Here is a 17,476-nt window from a genome sequence, read left to right as displayed (position 1 = left end):
CGATTTGACCACAGCCATAATACTTTCGGAATGACGTTTACATTTGATAACCGGGGCAATCTAACTCCTTATGAACTTATTCATATCGATTCTTTAGACGAATTTGAACAGGTGTTTGTGACTTCCTTTCCACTTTCTTCTACGCGCCTTTCAATTTATGTGGGCATGCTTGAGTATATAGAAGCATTAGGTGATGGGCTAAATCAACTGGCGTATAAAAGTAACTGGCGATTATGGATTGATGGAAGTTTCACAACAAACAAGCTCAATCCAAATGACGTTGATATATTAAGTCTGTTGACCGACGAGTCCTCCATAAGAGAAAACAAAAGTCTATTCGAGCCTTTATTTGGCCAAAATGCTTTTCTTACGTACCGTTGTGATGCTTATTTTTTGTTGCACAATACAACGGTTCAATCAGAGGACTTGGTAACTTACTGGAAAAATCAGTTTGGGAGCGACCGTAACGGTTTTTCGAAAGGCATTATCGAACTAGCTGTCGAATTAATTTAACACCAACGGTATGTCACTTAGCGAGATAAAAAAGCGCCTGGAGAGGTTAACGGCAGAACGCATTCGCCAAACAGATGAACAATTAGAAAAGCTCCGCCATCGTCAGCAACAGTTTCCATCCACTGCCAACGAATTGATGATTCAGAGCCTGGAATATCGTAAAGAGAAATTGAAGCGTTAGCCGAAAACCCCGAATGGGATCGTCGGGGCTTTTGGCTAAATAATCACCATTCCAGTCGGCACTATTTAGTAGCCACCGTAGAATTTGCGCAGCCCCCACTCAATGGCGGCTAGTGTCAGCACCACAAAGAATAGCCATCGCCAGTTGATCAACTCATTCATTTCTTCGGTACTGGTTAGCCGGGCTGGGTGCGGCCGCGAAGCTAACGTCTGAACGAGATTATCGATCCGGTTGGCACTGTAAAACTGACCACCTGTTTGCTGAGCCAGCTGCCGTAAGAGGCCGTGGTCGGCCGTGGTATTGAGCGCTTCGAGCTGCAGATCGCGCACTACGAACTGCCCTGCCGACTGCTCCGATCGCCCATTCACGCTCACCGAAGCCTTGAATCGGTAGGCTCCTTCGGGCAAGCGACTAATCTCAAAACGGTCGTTGGCGGCCGTAGGCGTGTAGGTATATGACCGGGTCAATCCTTTTTCATCGCTGATTTCGAGCCGGACGGGTTTGTCGAACAGGCGCTCATAAATATCATTGTACAGCTCCGTCTGGAAAATAACTTTTTCGCCCGCCACGAATTCGTTTCGAATGGGATAGACGCGTAGTTTACGGCGATCTTCTTTCACCGAAATGAGCTGGATCACTTTCTGCATCAGTTCATCAACCACTTCCTGCTTATCGGTCAGCGCGTATTCTTCGAGCCGCCACGACCATAAGCCTTCTCCTGCCAGCACGGCCGTTTTACGCGGACTCGTTACGTTCAGTGCCAACAGGGGTTTGCTCGTACGAACGCTGCCCACCTGTTGCCACAATACTACTTCGCTTCCCGGCTGGAGTCTGAATTCGCCGTAAGGCACCGACATGGGCGGTAGTTTGCTCAGGAGCTGAAGCCGCTCCGGATCCAGGTTAAGCTGCTTGAACTCAGGGTTGAAGTTACCAGTCACTTTGTCGCTCTGGTTAGGCTGAGCCACTACCTGCATCACCGAATTCGAGGTATTGAACGGCCCCAGCGCCGATTGACTACCCAGTACGAACAACACCGGTGTATTTCTGGTAAAATATTTCTGGAGCAGCGGGTTACTCAGCCCGCCATTATCCGGAATCTGGTGCAGAATAATCAAGTCATATACCTTGTCGGCGGGTGGAGTAGCTTCGGCAGGGGTTCCGGTCAGTACCCGCACGTCCAGTTCGTAGTTCTGATTGCGCTCCAGAATGTTACGAATCGCCTTGACATCCGGGTGCGGAGTCAGCGCCAGGAGCAGCACTTTTTCTTTTCCGTCAATAACATCCAGGTAAACGTCCTGCCGGTTGTTGCGGGTGCTGAACTCGCCGGGCTGCGGCAGTACCTCAACGACGTAATGCTGAACACCTTTCTGCGTGGCCGTTGCCTGAAACGTTAGTTGATTGAATGTATCAGCCTTTCCAAAACTGATCGACTGTCTCCCCAGCTCTTTCCCATTCTGACGCAGTACAACCGTAGCGCTTCGCCCCTGAAAACCATTACTGACAATTTCGGCCTGGACTGGAAACTGATTGCCCAGGTACGCAATACGGTTGGCAATAATTCCTTTCAGTTGAATATCTTTCTTCGGAATCGTATCGCCCAGCCCAACTGTCTGGATTGCAAACGGGTATTGCCCGAACGTAGGCGATAACCCCTGATTGAAAATACCATCCGATACAAGAACAACATCACTCAGATTACGCCCTTCGTAGTCTGAGCGAATACCCGCTAGCAGCCGAGACAGATCGGTGGTCCGTTGGGTAAACGGAATCTGCGTCAGGTCTTCGCCAGTGGCCGTATCGCCAAAGGTCCGGATCGAAACATCCAGTCCTTTTTCGGCCAGTTGCTGCCGAAGCGTCTGCAAGGCCGTCAGCGTCTGATTGAGCGCCGGTCGGCCTGCCGCGGCTACCGACTCGGAGTTATCGACGGCGAGCACCACTTTAGGCTTTTCGGTCAGTGTGCGCAGGCTCCGAATCAGCGGATTCAACAACAGAAAGCACAGGAAGCTGACTACCACAAACCGAAGCGCAGCCAGCCCGTAGGTTGTCCGCTTATCGAAACCACCGACCGTAACGCCATTGCCCGCTAAGCGCGGCAGCGGCTGGTACATGGCAAAAGCATAGGCTGCTCCGACCAGTAAACACACTAAAATCCACCAGGGCGAGGATTGAAAAATAAAGTCAGAGCGCACGTTGTCGATAAAGAATGATAAGTGATGAATGATGAATGAGGCCGGTTAACGAATCCATCATTCATCACTCATAATTAAGTTAACATACCTCCGTCCACCTGTAGCACCTGGCCGGTGATGTAGCGGGAGAGGTCGGAAGCCAGGAACACGGCACAGTCAGCCACTTCGTCGGGTTGGCCACCACGCTTCATCGGGATTTGCTGTTTCCATTCATCCAGGGCTTTTTCATTGATTTCACCGGTCATCTCGGTTTCGATGAAGCCGGGCGCGATGGCATTGGATCGAACATTCCGTGAGCCTAACTCGAGCGCCACCGATTTAGTAAAGCCAATAATCCCGGCTTTCGACGCTGCATAGTTTGCCTGACCGGCGTTTCCCCGAATACCGACGACCGACGTCAGGTTGATAATCGAACCTGATTTGGCTTTCATCATGGGCTTGATGGCTGCTTTGGTCAGGTTAAAGACCGACTTTAAATTAACGTTGATAACGGTGTCCCATTGTTCTTCCGACATCCGCATTAATAACCCATCTTTGGTGATTCCGGCATTATTGATCAGCACATCGAGCTTACCAAAGTCCGTCAGCACCTGTTTGATAAGGTCTTCGGCAGCCTGATGGTCCGAAGCATCGGAGCGATAACCTTTCACCTGACCACCAAACGCGCGGAGTTCTTCTTCCAGCGCCTGTCCTTTTTCAACACTCGACAAATACGTAAAGGCGACGGCCGCTCCCTGCTGGGCAAATTTCTGGGCCATAGCCCGACCGATTCCGCGCGATGCGCCTGTAATCAAAGCAACTTTTCCGTTCAGTAAACTCATTTGTAATGGATAATGTGTACTAATCTATGTATAATGACCGTAGGCGCCCTTACTTACTCGTCGGGTACGCTGGTCTATACAACAACTGTTGTCAAAAATAGCGTTTTAGAGGCAAATGCCAAGGAAATTCGTCGTTACGGGAGCACATACCGAACCGCAAAGTTTCCGGCAAAACCAGCCGAAAGCCCGGCCTGCCAGCTCGTCGAACGGTCACTGCCATTTACCTCGTCGGTCCTGAAATAATCGACAGATGCATTGGCCAGCGAAGTCTCGATAATAAACCGCTGCCCAGCCATGTAAGCCAGGCCAATGGTTAGGCCACCATTGATCTGACTGGCCTTTAGTGAAGGAGCCGCATAACGTAGGTACCCCATATTTACACGTGTGTAAGGCGTTAATCGGGTCGATGTCCAATAGTGTTGATAATACGGCGAAATGCCGATCGTCCAGTAATTTTGGTCTGTAGCCGACATCCCCGCTGTCGTAGATTTATTTTCGATATAAGCGACCGGAATACTAACCCCAAGCAAGCGGTTCTTTTTCACGAAAAAACCGACGGAAGGGCTGAATGAATACGTGGAATTAGTAGCCTGATAAGCCGGGCTATTTAAGTCTCCGGCCTGTTTATCTTTCTGAGTAGCTACGGAAAAATTGCCTTCCAGCACCCACCTACCCGGTTCGGTTTGCCAATTCGTTCGTTCTTCCTGAGGCTCAGCCCGCCGGTCGGCACCCGTCCAGTAAACCAGGCCAGCACTCAGACTGGCGGTATTCAGGGGCAGTGAGTTAGCGCCCGCCACCAGTTGCAAACCTAGTCGGTTAGTCAGAAAATAAGTAGCCCCTACTTCCAGCCGTGGATTGACTGCGAACGCCGAAGACTGACTGCTAAATTTGACGACCTGCCCATTGCTATCCAAAGACGAGCGTCTTGTATCACTTATGCCAACCGACACACCCACCCCGACGAACAGCAAAATAGAATTCCACTGCCAGTAGCGCCGGACAAAAGGGGTTACCGATACGGACACACCATTCGCAGGGTAGATCGGGTTAAGGTACGTGTCGTAATACTGTCGGGTAAACGTAGCTGAGCCCGAAAGTGATACCCCCGCCAGCCAGTTGTCGGCCCAGAAACGACCGGCCGTCAGCGCAACGACCGGGGTCCAGGCGGTAGTTTTACTGGCTGTAGTCGGGCTGGAACCCGGCACTAGTTGCTGGCTATAGTCTACAGCGAGTTCACCACTCAGAATACCATTGCCTTTCTGGGTTTGCGCCCTTGCGAACGGACTGACAACCAGTAGAAGCAGAAGCAGTACTTGTTTTTTCATATCGTTAAGCTATCAAACTCAGTTTACACGAACGTCTTTAATCTAGTTTTAATTGACAATGTAGTTTTTTCTATCACTCTATTATTCAACTAAATCTTAATTTTTATTAATTTCATTACAGGGCGAAAAAGCGGTGAGCGGTCTTTCCCGAACGGTTTGTTATTGCCGGATGAGCCGCTTTACTTTGCCATGAAATTTTGTTTTCTGTTTCACCCTTAATCGGTTCGCTCCGGCGCACATTCGTTATAAAAGTCTGCCTCAGACCTCAATCGTTGTGATCTGTTGCCCTTACCGAACCACTCCCATCATGCTACGTACGCTCTCGATTTTATTCCTGATGGCATCGGCTTTGTCAACCTCAGCCGCATTTGCCCAGAAAATTCATGCCCACAACGATTACGAAAAGCCCCGGCCGTTCGTAGATGCTTATGAGCAACGGGCTGATTTTATCGAGGCCGATGTCTGGCTACAGAACGACCGGCTGGTGGTTTCGCACGACAAACCCAAACCGAATGCGCCAACTCTCGATTCGCTGTATCTGAAGCCCATTGTGAAATTATTTGAGCAAAATAAAGGGAAACCTAGTCCAGATCGCGATTACACCTTCAGTCTGGTGGTCGACATAAAAGATAGCCCGGCCGACGTACTGCCTAAATTACTAGCTCTGCTTCAGGAGAATCTGGTGTATTTCAACCGGGCTTCCAACCCTAAAGCGGTGCAGGTTGTCGTTAGCGGTAACCGGCCTAAAATCGATACGTACCTCGATTATCCGCTGCTTCAGTTCGACGGACGCCCAAGCGAAGTTTACGACCAGGAAACCCTTCAGCGGGTAGCGCTCATCAGCGACAGCTTTCGGTCTTACTCGCAGTGGGACGGCACTAGCGAGCTATCGGATATAGACCGCGATAAACTGAAGCGGGTTATTAAAAGGGCCCACAGCGACAGCAAGCCCGTTCGGTTCTGGGCTATTCCAGATACACCCGCCGGTTGGAAGCAGCTGAAAAAATTAGGCGTCGACATTATCAATACCGACAAAGTGGCAGAATGTGCCCAGGTGATGCGATAAGAATTCCGCCAGGGCTAACAGTTTTTTTGTATCGGCCTACCGTAGTCAGGCAAGAGAAATAACGATCCAGTAGCAGACAGGAGTTAATCCCGGCAATATTCATCAGGCAGACAGTAAACTTGGCCGTAATCTGGCTTCTTAGACTGATCCAGCGTGACTATTCTAACCTTGTCTTTTACAGATGGATATACCACAAATTAAAAAAGCTCCGATTACATACGATGTTGTCATTGTCGGCTCTGGAGCAGGCGGTGGCATGGCCGCTTACACGTTGGCAAAAGCAGGTGCTAAAGTGGCGCTGCTCGAAGCAGGTGGCTACTACGATCCGGCTGATCCAAAGTACATTACCCAACTGAAATGGCCCTGGGAATCGCCCCGTCGCGGGGCCAGCACAGAGGCCCGTTCGGGTGGAGATTTCGACGCGGCCTGGGGCGGCTGGGCCATCGAAGGCGAACCGTATTCTTCCAAAGCCGGGTCGGAGTTCGACTGGTTTCGATCGCGGATGCTGGGCGGACGAACCAACCACTGGGGCCGTATCTCTATGCGTTTCGGCCCGGACGACTTCCGGCGTCGCTCGCTCTCCGGAGTTGGCGACGACTGGCCGATCGGCTACGACGACATGAAGCCCTTCTACGACAAGGTAGATCGGCTGATCGGCGTTTTTGGCTCGATAGAAAATCTGCCGAACGAACCCGACGGTATTTTTCTGCCCCCGCCCAAACCACGACTCCACGAACTGATGATCCGGAAAGGAGCCGCCAGCATCGGTATTCCGGTCATTCCGTCCCGGTTGAGCATTCTGACAAAACCCATCAACAAAGACCGGGGCCAGTGCTTCTACTGCCACCAGTGTAACCGCGGTTGTCAGGCCTACGCCGACTTCTCAGCCTCATCGGTATTGTGCATCCCGGCAGTTAAGACGGGCAATGTAACCCTGATCAACGGCGCGATGGCCCGCGAAATCCTGACCGATCCGGCAACGGGCCTGGCCACGGGTGTGAGTTATGTAGATAAAGCGACGTTGCAGGAAATCACAATTCGGGCCAAAGCCGTTATGGTTGGTGCCAGTACCTGCGAATCGGCCCGGCTCCTGCTGAATTCGAAATCGGCCCGTTTCCCCAACGGCCTGGCCAATAGCAGTGGCGTTGTCGGCAAATATCTCAACGACTCGACCGGGGCCAGCCGATCCGGATTCATTCCGGCCCTCATGGATCGCAAGCGTTACAACGAAGATGGCGTTGGCGGCATGCACGTCTTTACCCCCTGGTGGCTCGACAACAAAAAATTGGATTTCCCGCGGGGCTATCACATCGAATACGGTGGCGGTATGGGCATGCCGGGTTACGGTTTCGGCGGTGGTATCGAAGCTCTGAATGGCATGATTCCCGGCCGCGACGGAAAGACAAACCCGGGTGGTGGTTATGGAGCAGGGCTCAAAGATGATTACCGCCGGTTTTATGGTGCTTATGTCAGCATGTCTGGCCGGGGCGAACCCGTTCCGCTGGAAAGCAACTACTGCGAAATCGACCCGAACACAGTCGATAAGTACGGTATTCCGACCTTACGCTTCCATTATAAGTGGTCGGATTATGAAGTGAAGCAGGCCAAACACATGCAGGATACTTTCGAGGAAATTATTCATGCGATGGGTGGCATTGCCCTTGGTCCCAAGCCTGGTCCGAACACCGCTCATGGCTACGGTCTGGCTGCGCCCGGTCGTATCATCCACGAAGTGGGCACGGTTCGGATGGGGAACGATCCTCGTACGTCGGCGCTGAACAAATACCAGCAGGCCCACGACGTAAAGAATCTGTTCGTGGTCGATGCGGCTCCGTTCGTCACTCAGGGCGACAAAAACGTTACATGGACGATCCTGGCGGCATCAATGCGTACGTCCGAGTATTTTATCGATCAGGTGAAGCAGCGAAATATTTAATCACCCGGAGAATTCTTAAAAATCCATTTGTCTACCCGCTCACTAGCTGGAATGGTTCCGGTTAGTGGACGGGTAGACGTTTGTGGAGCGAATCCGCTACGTTTTCCTTCATGAGTAGCATTCCTTATTTTATCGTCGACGTATTTGCCAGCGCCCCTTATGAGGGCAATCAACTGGCGGTTTTCCTGGATCTGGAGAATAAGCTTTCAGAAACTCAGATGCAGCGTATGGCCCGGGAAATCAACTTCGCCGAGAGCACCTTTGTCAAAGCGAATAAAAACAACCAGCGCTTTGTCGTACGCATATTTACGCCTGAGCACGAAGTTCCTTTTGCTGGTCATCCGTCACTCGGCACCAGCTATGTTCTGGCTAAGTTTATTTTACCTGAGGCAGTCAATTCGTTGACCCTCGAACTGATTCACTGGGCCATCGACATCTCGATTCAGGAGCCTGCCGACCTCGATAACAGCATTTTCTACATGCACCAAACCCAGCCCGATTTCAGGGAAGTTTTCGATAAAGCAGAACTGGCAGCAGCACTTGGTATTGGGCCAGACAGCATTGATGCCAGCTTACCCATTCAGGAAATAAGCACTGGATTACCGTATATTCTTGTTCCCCTCAGCAGTCTGGCTGCTATCGAAGCTATTGAACTGTCGTATCCATCATTCAAAAACTTTCTGATCTCAAAAAAGAAATATCGAACCAATAGCCCGACCGGGCATTCGACCTCGCTGTTTTTCTTTACCAGAGAAACCTATGACCCAGCCCATGAGTACAATACCCGGATGATGCTGATCGAGAACAATAAAGTGACGGAAGATGCGGCTACCGGAAGTGCAAATGGTTGTCTACTGGCTTACCTGCTGCTGTATGATAGCCCTTACATACAGGCGGTCGTTGAGCAGGGTTTTCAGATAAACCGAAAATCGTATATCTACCTGGATGGAGAGGTAACGAATGAACGCTATTCGATACGGGTAGGTGGCACCTGCAAACTAATTGCCGAAGGCAAATGGTACGTTGACTGATCAATACCTGCAAACAAAAAAGCCTGCTGATTAATCAGCAGGCTTTCATCTATGTGGTTAGTGCTTATTCGACAACCGCTTCTGGCTTCTTCACGGTGATGGTCAGGTTTTCACCTTCGCCACTGTAGTCGGCCATGATCACATCGCCTTCTTTCAGTTCACCCTTCAGAATTTCTTCGGCAACCGGGTCTTCGAGGTAGCGCTGAATAGCACGGCTCAACGGACGTGCACCATACTGCTGGTCGTAGCCTTTTTCCGACAGGAAGTCTTTCGCCTTGTCGCTCAGTTCAACAGTGTAGCCCAGGTTGGTAACGCGGCTCAACAGTTTGCCCAGCATCAGGTCGATAATCTTGTGAATGTCTTCGCGTTGCAGCGAGTTGAACACGATCACATCGTCCAGACGGTTAAGGAATTCCGGCGAGAAGGCTTTCCGAAGTGCGCTTTGAATCGTGCTCTTCATCAACTCATCCTGGCTTTCGGCTGAGCGCTTGGTCGAGAATCCGATACCCGCACCGAAATCTTTCAGGTCACGAACGCCGATGTTGGAGGTCATGATGATGATCGTATTGCGGAAATCGACACGGCGGCCCAGCCCATCGGTCAGGATACCATCGTCCAGCACCTGCAGCAGAATGTTGAACACATCCGGGTGCGCTTTCTCGATTTCGTCCAGCAGTACGACGCTGTAAGGTTTCCGACGGATCTTCTCGGTCAGCTGACCACCTTCTTCGTAACCCACGTAGCCCGGAGGGGCGCCGACCAGTCGGCTAACGCTGAATTTCTCCATGTACTCCGACATGTCAATGCGAACCAGCGCATCGTCTTTATCGAAAAGGTATGTAGCCAGCACTTTGGCAAGTTCCGTCTTACCAACTCCCGTTGGGCCGAGGAAGATAAACGAACCGATCGGTTTCTTCGGATCTTTCAGGCCAACGCGCGTCCGTTGAATGGCTTTTACCAGCTTTTCAATGGCGGCATTCTGACCGATTACCTTCCCTTTCAGTTCCTCACCCATGTTGATGAGTTTCTTTCCTTCGTCGTTCGATACGCTGGTGACTGGAATACCCGTCATCATGGCGACGACTTCGGCAACGCTTTCTTCGTTTACCGTGTACCGGCGCTTCTTGGTATCTTCTTCCCAGGCTTGTTTGGCCCGGTCGAGCTGGTCGATCAGGCGTTTTTCTTTGTCGCGGAGCTGAGCAGCTTCTTCATACTTCTGGCTCTTGACAACCTGATTTTTTTCCTTCTTAATATTCTCGATCTGCTCTTCCAGCTTCAGGATATCTTCAGGAACCGTAATGTTCGAAATGTGCACGCGAGCTCCTACTTCATCCAGTACGTCGATAGCCTTATCGGGCAGGAACCGGTCAGAAATATACCGTTCCGACAATTTGACGGCAGCCTCGATGGCTTCTTTGGTATAATTGACGTGGTGGTGATCTTCGTACTTATCCTTGATGTTGTTCAGGATTTCGATGGTTTCGTCGATTGACGTCGCATCGACCATCACCATCTGGAAACGACGGGCTAATGCCCCATCTTTCTCAATGTACTGACGGTATTCATCAAGAGTCGTAGCACCGATGCATTGAATGTCGCCCCGCGCCAGCGCCGGCTTGAACATGTTCGACGCATCGAGCGAGCCCGAGGCACCACCCGCCCCGACGATCGTATGCAGCTCATCGATGAACAGGATTACTTCCGGCGATTTTTCCAGTTCGTTCATGACCGCTTTCATGCGCTCTTCGAACTGGCCCCGGTATTTGGTACCGGCTACGAGCGAAGCCAGATCGAGAGTAACGACTCGTTTGCCGAACAGCACCCGCGATACTTTTTTCTGCACGATGCGCAGGGCCAAACCCTCCGCAATTGCCGTTTTACCGACGCCGGGCTCACCAATCAGGATCGGGTTGTTTTTCTTCCGGCGGCTCAGGATCTGGGCAACCCGTTCAATTTCCTTTTCCCGACCCACGATGGGGTCGAGTTTACCGACTTCTGCGAGCTTGGTCAGGTCGCGGCCGAAGTTATCCAATACGGGTGTCCGTGACTTCTCCGACCCTTTGGGATCTTTGCCCGAACTGGAACTACTGCCACCAAACATCCCCCGGTCGTTATCGTCATCGTCGGTATCATTCGCCATGGTAGGGCGAGTTCCCGTTGATTGATATTCCAGCATCTCTTTAATGACTTCGTAATTAACATTGAACTTATTGAGGATCTGCGTGGCGACATTGTCTTCATCACGCAGAATCGACAGCAGGAGGTGCTCGGTACCGATGAGCGGGCTCTTGAAAATTTTAGCTTCCAGATACGTGATTTTCAGGGTTTTCTCCGACTGACGGGTCAGCGGGATATTCGCCAGATTTTTCACGTTGTTGGTTGCTGTTCCTTTCGTTGCCTGCTCAATAGTGACCCGGAGTTCATCGAGTGAAATACCGAGTTTTTTGAGCAACCCAACGGCCACACCCTCTCCCTCACGAATCATACCGAGCAACAGGTGTTCTGTACCGATATAATCGTGGCCTAAGCGTAAGGCTTCTTCCCGACTCAGCGTGATAACTTCCTTGACGCGATTTGAGAATTTTGCTTCCATTCGTTTTAGGGTCTCCTTAGGTAAGCGTACTACTGGCCTAACGAAGAGTTTAAAGGATTTGTTCACTCCCGAAGGCCAGCCAGTAACAGGTCGGTTGCGGCCGGTCCCTGGCAGAACAACAGGTCTATTATACTCAGATTTGGTACAAATTCCTGGCCAAAATTTTGCGGATAGGCTACCGGTCGATGGAATACATACGATTCCGGTCCATTTCGCGGATTTACCATCGACCGGGCGTCTATTAGGTCGGCTGGTGTATCTTTATCGTACCAATCTGTCAGGTCGATGGGAATCCGCAGCCGCATCAATTTCAGACAAATTGTCAGCAACTCATAGTTCAATTCAAACAAAAATGACCAGCTTTTTCGGTACACAACGTCAAAATCAGGTGCGTAGAACTCAAAAAAAGGAGCTCTGCCGTAAGCAGCGCACAAACATCGCCAGTGGTGTAGTTGCCAGGCCTGGTCATTATCTACCCGAAGGTCGCGGATCGGCCGATGCCGGGTTCCATGCTGTACCGGTACCGTGAGGGCTTCTACTTTATTTGCTGTCAGAACGTAGCAGCGATTTCTGTAACTTTGCTTCTGGTAATGCTCCTGAGCCTCCAACCGAACCTGTCCATACTTTACAACAGCTGACATGTACTCCAGACATGGCAAATAATGTAAGTCAATGAGCAAACGGGGCGATGGGGACTCGGCTGGATTTGGCGTAAGCTGGTACTTTTCCAATACAAACAAACGTATCTGTTCACAAATAAAGCAAAAAATCAATACCAGCAATAGATTTTGTAAATTTTTAATTTTAGGGAGAAAGGCAAGGTTTTCCTTCAGCCTGGCCCGCCCTCATCCGATGGTATTTTTCCGTTTTTTATCTCGCTTACCGATTAGCGTTTTATATGGCATTTCCAATGTACTGTCGTTCCTGTTACTTCACATCATCCGGTATCGCCGGCGTGTCGTCCTAGACAATCTGCGCTTATCGTTTCCCGAAAAATCACCCGCCGACATCAAAGCGATTGCCAGACGTTTTTACCGGAACCTAACGGACCTGCTGGTCGAAACCATAAAAATGCCGGATTTGTCGCCCGATGAATTGATGAAGCGAGTGTATTTCACCAATCCGGAGCTGGTGCGGACGCGTTTAAAGGCCGGGCAAACAGTCGTTGGTATGGCTTCGCATCAGGGCAACTGGGAATGGGTCCCTTCGGCCTCGATTCTGTACGGAATGCCTACCGACAGCATTTATAAGCCTTTGACTAATCCCTTTTTCGAGGAGTTGATGCGATCGGTACGGGCGAGTTTTGGGGCTGTTCCGGTACCGATGCAGAACCTACCCCGTCGGCTGGCCGCCCAGAAGGCAGTACCCCGCATTATTGCCCTGGTAGCCGACCAGGTCCCTAACATACCGGAGCAGGCTTACTGGACGGACTTTCTGCACCGGGATACCCCTTTTTATCCAGGAACCGAACGGCTGGCGCGGAGTCGGAACTTTCCTGTTTTCTACCTGGAGCTGATCCGGGTTCGGCGAGGCTATTATAAGGCTACGTTTACCCTGATCGCCGAACCGCCCTACGACGATTTACCGCTGGGTGCGATTGTGGAGCGCTACCGCGATCTGCTCGAAGCAACCATCCGGGCTCATCCGTCCGACTGGCTGTGGTCGCATAAGCGCTGGAAACACTGGCGGGAAAAATACCAGAAGATCGATGTGAAGCTAACGTAGAGACTGCGGTCCGCCGGTTCGGTAATCCGTTCCGTCTCTACGTTAGCAATAATGACGATGATGAATTGGCTGTCAAAAACCGTCATCAGCTAAGCCTGAAAAACTATCTGGTCAGGAGTCGCATCCTTGCGGCTCTACAGGGAATCGCGCCGGGCTTTTTCGGATCTTGCCGAATCGCGTTTGGCTTTCAGCTTATCCGCTTCCGACTGGATACCTGCTTCGGCTTTGTCCAGTCCTTTATTTACGGTTTCTCCTACTTTCTTAGCGCCTTTCTCCGTGGCTTCACCAGCAACTTTCGCTTTGCTCTTAGCGCCCTGCCCAACTTCTTTGGCGGTTTCACCTATGGCCTGGCCCGTGTTTTTCAGATCTTCTTTCATACGAGCTTTCCGTTCGGCTTTCTCCTGCCGACGCATTTCCTTCTTACTCATCGCTGTACTGTCCTGAGCATAGGCACCGACGGTCAGCAGCGTAGCTAAAGCAAAAACACTTAACAATTTGGTTTTCATAACACGTTGTAGTTAATGAATAGGTTGATTCAATGGGACTGCAGCCCCCTTCACCGAATCGCTCGGTTTAGGTTCTTCAACATCAAAGCGTGCTCCATTGTTTAAAAAGTTCAATTCAACTTCCTCACTATCAGACCTGCAGCCTAGTCGGATTTCCAAAATCAAGCGAACATTTAAGTAAATCCTTACGTTTGCCTGGTATACGACCCGCAACCTGCAAACCTGCTTTTTCCGTACCTTTGTCTGGTCAAACGGCTTTGCCGATATCTGTATGCTCGATTCGCTGCTTACTCCTTCACCATCAGTCATCACCGGTGCTCCGGCCCGCTCTGATTCGCCCGTTCTTTATACGCCTTCGCTGACGCAGTACATTCGCCGGAAAACCAGCACGGTTACGGTCGGCGACGTGCCGATGGGCTCAGATTATCCGATTCGGGTTCAGTCCATGACTACGGTGGATACGATGGATACAATGGGGTCGGTGGAACAAACGATTCGGATGATCGAAGCGGGTTGCGAGTACGTCCGCATTACGGCGCCGAGCGTAAAAGAAGCGCAGAATCTGGAGAACATCCGCAAAGAACTGCGGGCACGGGGCTACACAACACCGCTGGTGGCCGACATTCATTTTACGCCCAACGCTGCCGAACTGGCCGCCCGGATTGTGGAGAAAGTCCGCATCAATCCCGGCAACTACGCCGACCGGAAACGATTCGAATTCATTGAGTATACCGATGCCGCCTATGCGGCCGAACTGGACCGTATCCGCGAGAAATTTCTGCCGCTGGTTCGCATCTGTAAAGAATACGGTACGGCCATGCGGATTGGTACCAACCACGGTTCGTTGTCGGACCGGATTCTGAGCCGGTACGGCGATACACCGGTCGGCATGGTTGAATCGGCACTGGAGTTTCTGCGAATTTGCGAAGCCGAAAACTACTACAACATCGTGCTGTCGATGAAGTCGAGCAACCCCCAGGTGATGGTGCAGGCGTACCGACTGCTGGTACAACGGCTGGACGAAGAAGGCCTGAAACCCTATCCGCTCCACCTCGGCGTGACGGAAGCGGGCGAAGCGGAAGACGGACGCATCAAATCGGCGCTCGGAATCGGCACCCTACTCGAAGATGGCATCGGCGATACAGTCCGGGTGTCGCTTACGGAAGAGCCCGAGCGGGAAGCTCCGGTGGCACAGGCACTCATCGACCGCTACACAAACCGTGCGGCAGAGAGTAAGCCCATACCGCCGATTACGACCTACCCCATTAACCCCTTTCAGCATACGCGCCGAACGACCCACGAAGTAGCCAATTTTGGTGGACAAAACGTGCCGCGTGTTATCGCTGATCATAGCCTGTTCCCGGTTACTCAACACGATGATTTAAAGCCGATCGGTCATTTCTACCTGCCCGAGCCCGATAAATGGCGGATGAACGATCTGGGTGCCGACTATATCTACACCGGCTCCTCTCCGGCTCAGTTTATGCTGCCCAACGGCCTGAAGCAAATGCTGGACTACACCGTCTGGCAAACACTTTCCGACCAGGTCAACGCCTTTCCGGTGCTGACGGCCGCTACCTATCTGGACGCTCGTTCGACTAGCGGTCTTTTGCATCAAAAGCTCAATTTCGTTCGGCTATCGTTACCGGAGTTATCGGCAGGACTCATGACGGCGTTACGTTCGGACACAGCGGTTGTGCTGCTCATCTCAACTGATAATGCCCACGCTATGGCCGAACTACGCCGGTTATTCGTCGAATTGATCGACAATCAGTTGACCACACCCGTGGTCGTGCAACGTTCCTATACGGCAATTCCTGACGAGAACCTACCGCTCTATGCAGCCACCGACGCCGGCGGTTTGTTGATCGACGGCCTGGGCGACGGTATTCTGCTGTCGGCCAGCAGTGGTTCACCCATTGCGCTGAAGTTGCTCAACAATCTGGCTTTTGGCATTCTGCAGGCGGCCCGGACCCGCATAACCAAAACTGAATACATTTCCTGCCCGTCCTGCGGTCGAACCCTATTCGATCTACAGGAAACGACTGCCATGATCCGACAACGAACCGACCATTTGAAAGGGGTCAAAATCGGGATCATGGGTTGCATCGTCAACGGACCGGGTGAAATGGCCGACGCCGATTATGGGTATGTCGGGATTGGCCGGGATAAGATTGCCCTGTACCGCGGGCAGCAGGTGATCAAGAAATCGGTTCCTGCCGATCGGGCTGTCGATGAACTGATTGAGCTTATCCGCGAAGATGACCGCTGGCTCGAACCGAGCTTAATCAATGAATAATAGATAATGTACAATGAATAATGTTCATTCAGAGTAATGTTTCCACTCGCATGTTTGTTACTAATATAAGCTCCTAGAGCTACTGCATTATCCGTTTTTCATTTTACATTATACACTAGTTCTTGTGAACCGATTCATCGATTATCTTAAAATAGGGCCTGTTTTCGCCTACTTTCTGCGGGTATTTCGAAAACCCGACCCGAGCCATCCGACGAGTGTAAACCTGCGGATGATGCATGGTATCAATCGGATCTCGATTCTCATGTTCCTGTTCGCCATCATTGTATACAGCGTTCGTCACTGCGCCCGATGAACATCGAATCCATCCGCGACTACTGCCTTGCCAAACCCGGTGCCGAGGAATCGTTTCCGTTTGGGGGCGACGCCCTGGTCTTTAAAGTTGGTGGAAAGATGTTTGCGCTATTGGCCACGGAGAGCCAACCGACTACCATCAACCTCAAATGCGATCCGGAACGGGCCATTCTGCTTCGCGAAGAACATACAGCTGTTGCGCCGGGTTACCACATGAATAAAACTCACTGGAATACGATTACAGTCGACGGTCGGGTTCGGAATACAGACCTTCAGGAATGGATCGACCATTCGTATGAGCTGGTCAGAAAAAGTTTACCAAAGGCGCTTCAGGCGCAACTAATCTGAGCGAATAGCTTGTGCCAATGGGTCTCAACGTTGTAAATTCGCAGGAGTAGGGACAATCAGACTGAGATATGGAAGTTTTAGCGCTAGGTCTGTTATTTACGATTTATCTGACCGCCCGGTATTTTCTGATGGACCATGATACCCTGGCCGATAAAGATCAGAAACGCTTCCGACATGGGATCGACCTTGTAAACACCCGGCGCTTTGACGAAGCCTATCAGTACTTCGACGACGCCGTTCGGCAATATCCTAAATCAGCCGTGGCGTTCGCCTATCGCGGCAAATGTCAGATCGTACAGGAAAATTATTATTCGGCCATCTACGACCTGACCCAGGCAATCAACCTGGATAATACCCTGGCCGACTGTTACCTGGATCGCGGCATTTCCTATTACTATACAGCGGAATATCAACTGGCTTTTCGGGAATTCGATAAGGCGGTCTGGCATTTTCGCGACGAGAAGCCTGATGCGTATCGGTGGCGGGCGTTGGCCCGGATTCAGTTTCGTCAGCTTCCTCAGGCAGAAAACGACTTACGTCGGGCCGTAACGCTCGGTGACGAGAACTCGTTTCATCTACTGCTCCAGCCGCCGTTTACCCGGTCTGTTCAAGTCTAAACCGCGCGGGCCGC

General features: G+C 51.3%; 16 protein-coding genes. 10 read left to right on the top strand and 6 right to left on the bottom strand.

What is annotated here, in order from left to right:
* Positions 1 to 30: 30 nt before the first annotated feature.
* A complete protein-coding gene (locus ACYVC2_RS07615; protein WP_461101707.1) occupies positions 31 to 513 on the top strand; it encodes a DUF6932 family protein in 483 nt (160 codons plus the stop codon).
* Between the two features lie 10 nt (positions 514 to 523).
* Complete coding sequence (locus ACYVC2_RS07610) at positions 524 to 694, top strand: hypothetical protein (RefSeq protein ID WP_461101706.1); 171 nt, start codon at positions 524 to 526, stop codon at positions 692 to 694.
* A gap of 65 nt (positions 695 to 759) precedes the next feature.
* On the opposite strand, the gene ACYVC2_RS07605 is transcribed toward ACYVC2_RS07610, so the two are convergent.
* The 3 genes from ACYVC2_RS07605 to ACYVC2_RS07595 all read right to left on the bottom strand — a co-directional run bounded on the left by ACYVC2_RS07605 (position 760) and on the right by ACYVC2_RS07595 (position 5,029).
* Entirely contained in the window at positions 760 to 2,802 is a 2,043-nt protein-coding gene (locus tag ACYVC2_RS07605) for a VWA domain-containing protein (protein ID WP_461102316.1), read from the bottom strand.
* A 155-nt stretch (positions 2,803 to 2,957) separates the two neighbouring features.
* The gene (fabG, locus tag ACYVC2_RS07600) at positions 2,958 to 3,704 is read right to left on the bottom strand and encodes a 3-oxoacyl-[acyl-carrier-protein] reductase (protein WP_461101705.1); all 747 of its coding nucleotides are present in this window, start codon (positions 3,702 to 3,704) and stop codon (positions 2,958 to 2,960) included.
* Between the two features lie 134 nt (positions 3,705 to 3,838).
* Positions 3,839 to 5,029, bottom strand: a complete 1,191-nt coding sequence (locus ACYVC2_RS07595) for a hypothetical protein (protein ID WP_461101704.1) — start codon at positions 5,027 to 5,029, stop codon at positions 3,839 to 3,841.
* 307 nt (positions 5,030 to 5,336) lie between these two features.
* Here ACYVC2_RS07595 and ACYVC2_RS07590 point away from each other — a divergent pair, with 307 nt between their 5' ends.
* The 3 genes from ACYVC2_RS07590 to ACYVC2_RS07580 all read left to right on the top strand — a co-directional run bounded on the left by ACYVC2_RS07590 (position 5,337) and on the right by ACYVC2_RS07580 (position 9,062).
* Entirely contained in the window at positions 5,337 to 6,095 is a 759-nt protein-coding gene (locus tag ACYVC2_RS07590; protein WP_461101703.1) for a phosphatidylinositol-specific phospholipase C/glycerophosphodiester phosphodiesterase family protein, read from the top strand.
* Between the two features lie 181 nt (positions 6,096 to 6,276).
* A complete protein-coding gene (locus tag ACYVC2_RS07585; RefSeq protein WP_461101702.1) occupies positions 6,277 to 8,031 on the top strand; it encodes a GMC oxidoreductase in 1,755 nt (584 codons plus the stop codon).
* 110 nt (positions 8,032 to 8,141) lie between these two features.
* On the top strand, positions 8,142 to 9,062 hold the full coding sequence (locus ACYVC2_RS07580; protein WP_461101701.1) for a PhzF family phenazine biosynthesis protein: 921 nt from the start codon (positions 8,142 to 8,144) through the stop codon (positions 9,060 to 9,062).
* 64 nt (positions 9,063 to 9,126) lie between these two features.
* Here ACYVC2_RS07580 and ACYVC2_RS07575 read toward each other — a convergent pair whose 3' ends face one another.
* Together ACYVC2_RS07575 and ACYVC2_RS07570 are read right to left on the bottom strand one after the other, a co-directional pair.
* On the bottom strand, positions 9,127 to 11,655 hold the full coding sequence (locus ACYVC2_RS07575) for an ATP-dependent Clp protease ATP-binding subunit (RefSeq protein ID WP_461101700.1): 2,529 nt from the start codon (positions 11,653 to 11,655) through the stop codon (positions 9,127 to 9,129).
* Positions 11,656 to 11,717: 62 nt separating this feature from the next.
* The gene (locus tag ACYVC2_RS07570) at positions 11,718 to 12,314 is read right to left on the bottom strand and encodes a WbqC family protein (RefSeq protein ID WP_461102314.1); all 597 of its coding nucleotides are present in this window, start codon (positions 12,312 to 12,314) and stop codon (positions 11,718 to 11,720) included.
* A gap of 193 nt (positions 12,315 to 12,507) precedes the next feature.
* Here ACYVC2_RS07570 and ACYVC2_RS07565 point away from each other — a divergent pair, with 193 nt between their 5' ends.
* The gene (locus tag ACYVC2_RS07565) at positions 12,508 to 13,380 is read left to right on the top strand and encodes a lysophospholipid acyltransferase family protein (protein ID WP_461101699.1); all 873 of its coding nucleotides are present in this window, start codon (positions 12,508 to 12,510) and stop codon (positions 13,378 to 13,380) included.
* Positions 13,381 to 13,514: 134 nt separating this feature from the next.
* Here ACYVC2_RS07565 and ACYVC2_RS07560 read toward each other — a convergent pair whose 3' ends face one another.
* Positions 13,515 to 13,886: a hypothetical protein gene (locus ACYVC2_RS07560; protein WP_461101698.1), complete on the bottom strand. Its 372-nt coding sequence runs from the start codon at positions 13,884 to 13,886 to the stop codon at positions 13,515 to 13,517.
* 271 nt (positions 13,887 to 14,157) lie between these two features.
* Between ACYVC2_RS07560 and ispG the strand changes: the two genes are divergently transcribed.
* From ispG to ACYVC2_RS07540, 4 genes are all read left to right on the top strand, one after another.
* A complete protein-coding gene (gene ispG / locus ACYVC2_RS07555; protein ID WP_461101697.1) occupies positions 14,158 to 16,185 on the top strand; it encodes a (E)-4-hydroxy-3-methylbut-2-enyl-diphosphate synthase in 2,028 nt (675 codons plus the stop codon).
* Positions 16,186 to 16,309: 124 nt separating this feature from the next.
* On the top strand, positions 16,310 to 16,498 hold the full coding sequence (locus tag ACYVC2_RS07550; protein ID WP_461101696.1) for a DUF6728 family protein: 189 nt from the start codon (positions 16,310 to 16,312) through the stop codon (positions 16,496 to 16,498).
* Positions 16,495 to 16,845, top strand: a complete 351-nt coding sequence (locus tag ACYVC2_RS07545) for an MmcQ/YjbR family DNA-binding protein (RefSeq protein ID WP_461101695.1) — start codon at positions 16,495 to 16,497, stop codon at positions 16,843 to 16,845. The genes ACYVC2_RS07550 and ACYVC2_RS07545 overlap by 4 nt, the downstream gene beginning before the upstream one ends.
* 68 nt (positions 16,846 to 16,913) lie before the next feature.
* Positions 16,914 to 17,462: a tetratricopeptide repeat protein gene (locus tag ACYVC2_RS07540; protein ID WP_461101694.1), complete on the top strand. Its 549-nt coding sequence runs from the start codon at positions 16,914 to 16,916 to the stop codon at positions 17,460 to 17,462.
* Positions 17,463 to 17,476 lie beyond the last annotated feature (14 nt).

Source organism: Spirosoma koreense (assembly GCF_054777875.1).
This window is presented reverse-complemented; position numbering and strand designations above follow the sequence as displayed.

What these genes read in the sequence shown, in the direction of transcription:
- ACYVC2_RS07575 (WP_461101700.1), bottom strand. Translation starts at nt 11,655, where the DNA reads ATGGAAGCAAAATTCTCAAATCGCGTCAAGGAAGTTATCACGCTGAGT.
- ACYVC2_RS07565 (WP_461101699.1), top strand. Translation starts at nt 12,508, where the DNA reads ATGGTATTTTTCCGTTTTTTATCTCGCTTACCGATTAGCGTTTTATAT.
- ACYVC2_RS07560 (WP_461101698.1), bottom strand. Translation starts at nt 13,886, where the DNA reads ATGAAAACCAAATTGTTAAGTGTTTTTGCTTTAGCTACGCTGCTGACC.
- ACYVC2_RS07545 (WP_461101695.1), top strand. Translation starts at nt 16,495, where the DNA reads ATGAACATCGAATCCATCCGCGACTACTGCCTTGCCAAACCCGGTGCC.
- ACYVC2_RS07610 (WP_461101706.1), top strand. Translation starts at nt 524, where the DNA reads ATGTCACTTAGCGAGATAAAAAAGCGCCTGGAGAGGTTAACGGCAGAA.
- fabG (WP_461101705.1), bottom strand. Translation starts at nt 3,704, where the DNA reads ATGAGTTTACTGAACGGAAAAGTTGCTTTGATTACAGGCGCATCGCGC.
- ispG (WP_461101697.1), top strand. Translation starts at nt 14,158, where the DNA reads ATGCTCGATTCGCTGCTTACTCCTTCACCATCAGTCATCACCGGTGCT.
- ACYVC2_RS07540 (WP_461101694.1), top strand. Translation starts at nt 16,914, where the DNA reads ATGGAAGTTTTAGCGCTAGGTCTGTTATTTACGATTTATCTGACCGCC.
- ACYVC2_RS07585 (WP_461101702.1), top strand. Translation starts at nt 6,277, where the DNA reads ATGGATATACCACAAATTAAAAAAGCTCCGATTACATACGATGTTGTC.
- ACYVC2_RS07595 (WP_461101704.1), bottom strand. Translation starts at nt 5,029, where the DNA reads ATGAAAAAACAAGTACTGCTTCTGCTTCTACTGGTTGTCAGTCCGTTC.
- ACYVC2_RS07615 (WP_461101707.1), top strand. Translation starts at nt 31, where the DNA reads ATGACGTTTACATTTGATAACCGGGGCAATCTAACTCCTTATGAACTT.
- ACYVC2_RS07605 (WP_461102316.1), bottom strand. Translation starts at nt 2,802, where the DNA reads ATGTACCAGCCGCTGCCGCGCTTAGCGGGCAATGGCGTTACGGTCGGT.
- ACYVC2_RS07590 (WP_461101703.1), top strand. Translation starts at nt 5,337, where the DNA reads ATGCTACGTACGCTCTCGATTTTATTCCTGATGGCATCGGCTTTGTCA.
- ACYVC2_RS07580 (WP_461101701.1), top strand. Translation starts at nt 8,142, where the DNA reads ATGAGTAGCATTCCTTATTTTATCGTCGACGTATTTGCCAGCGCCCCT.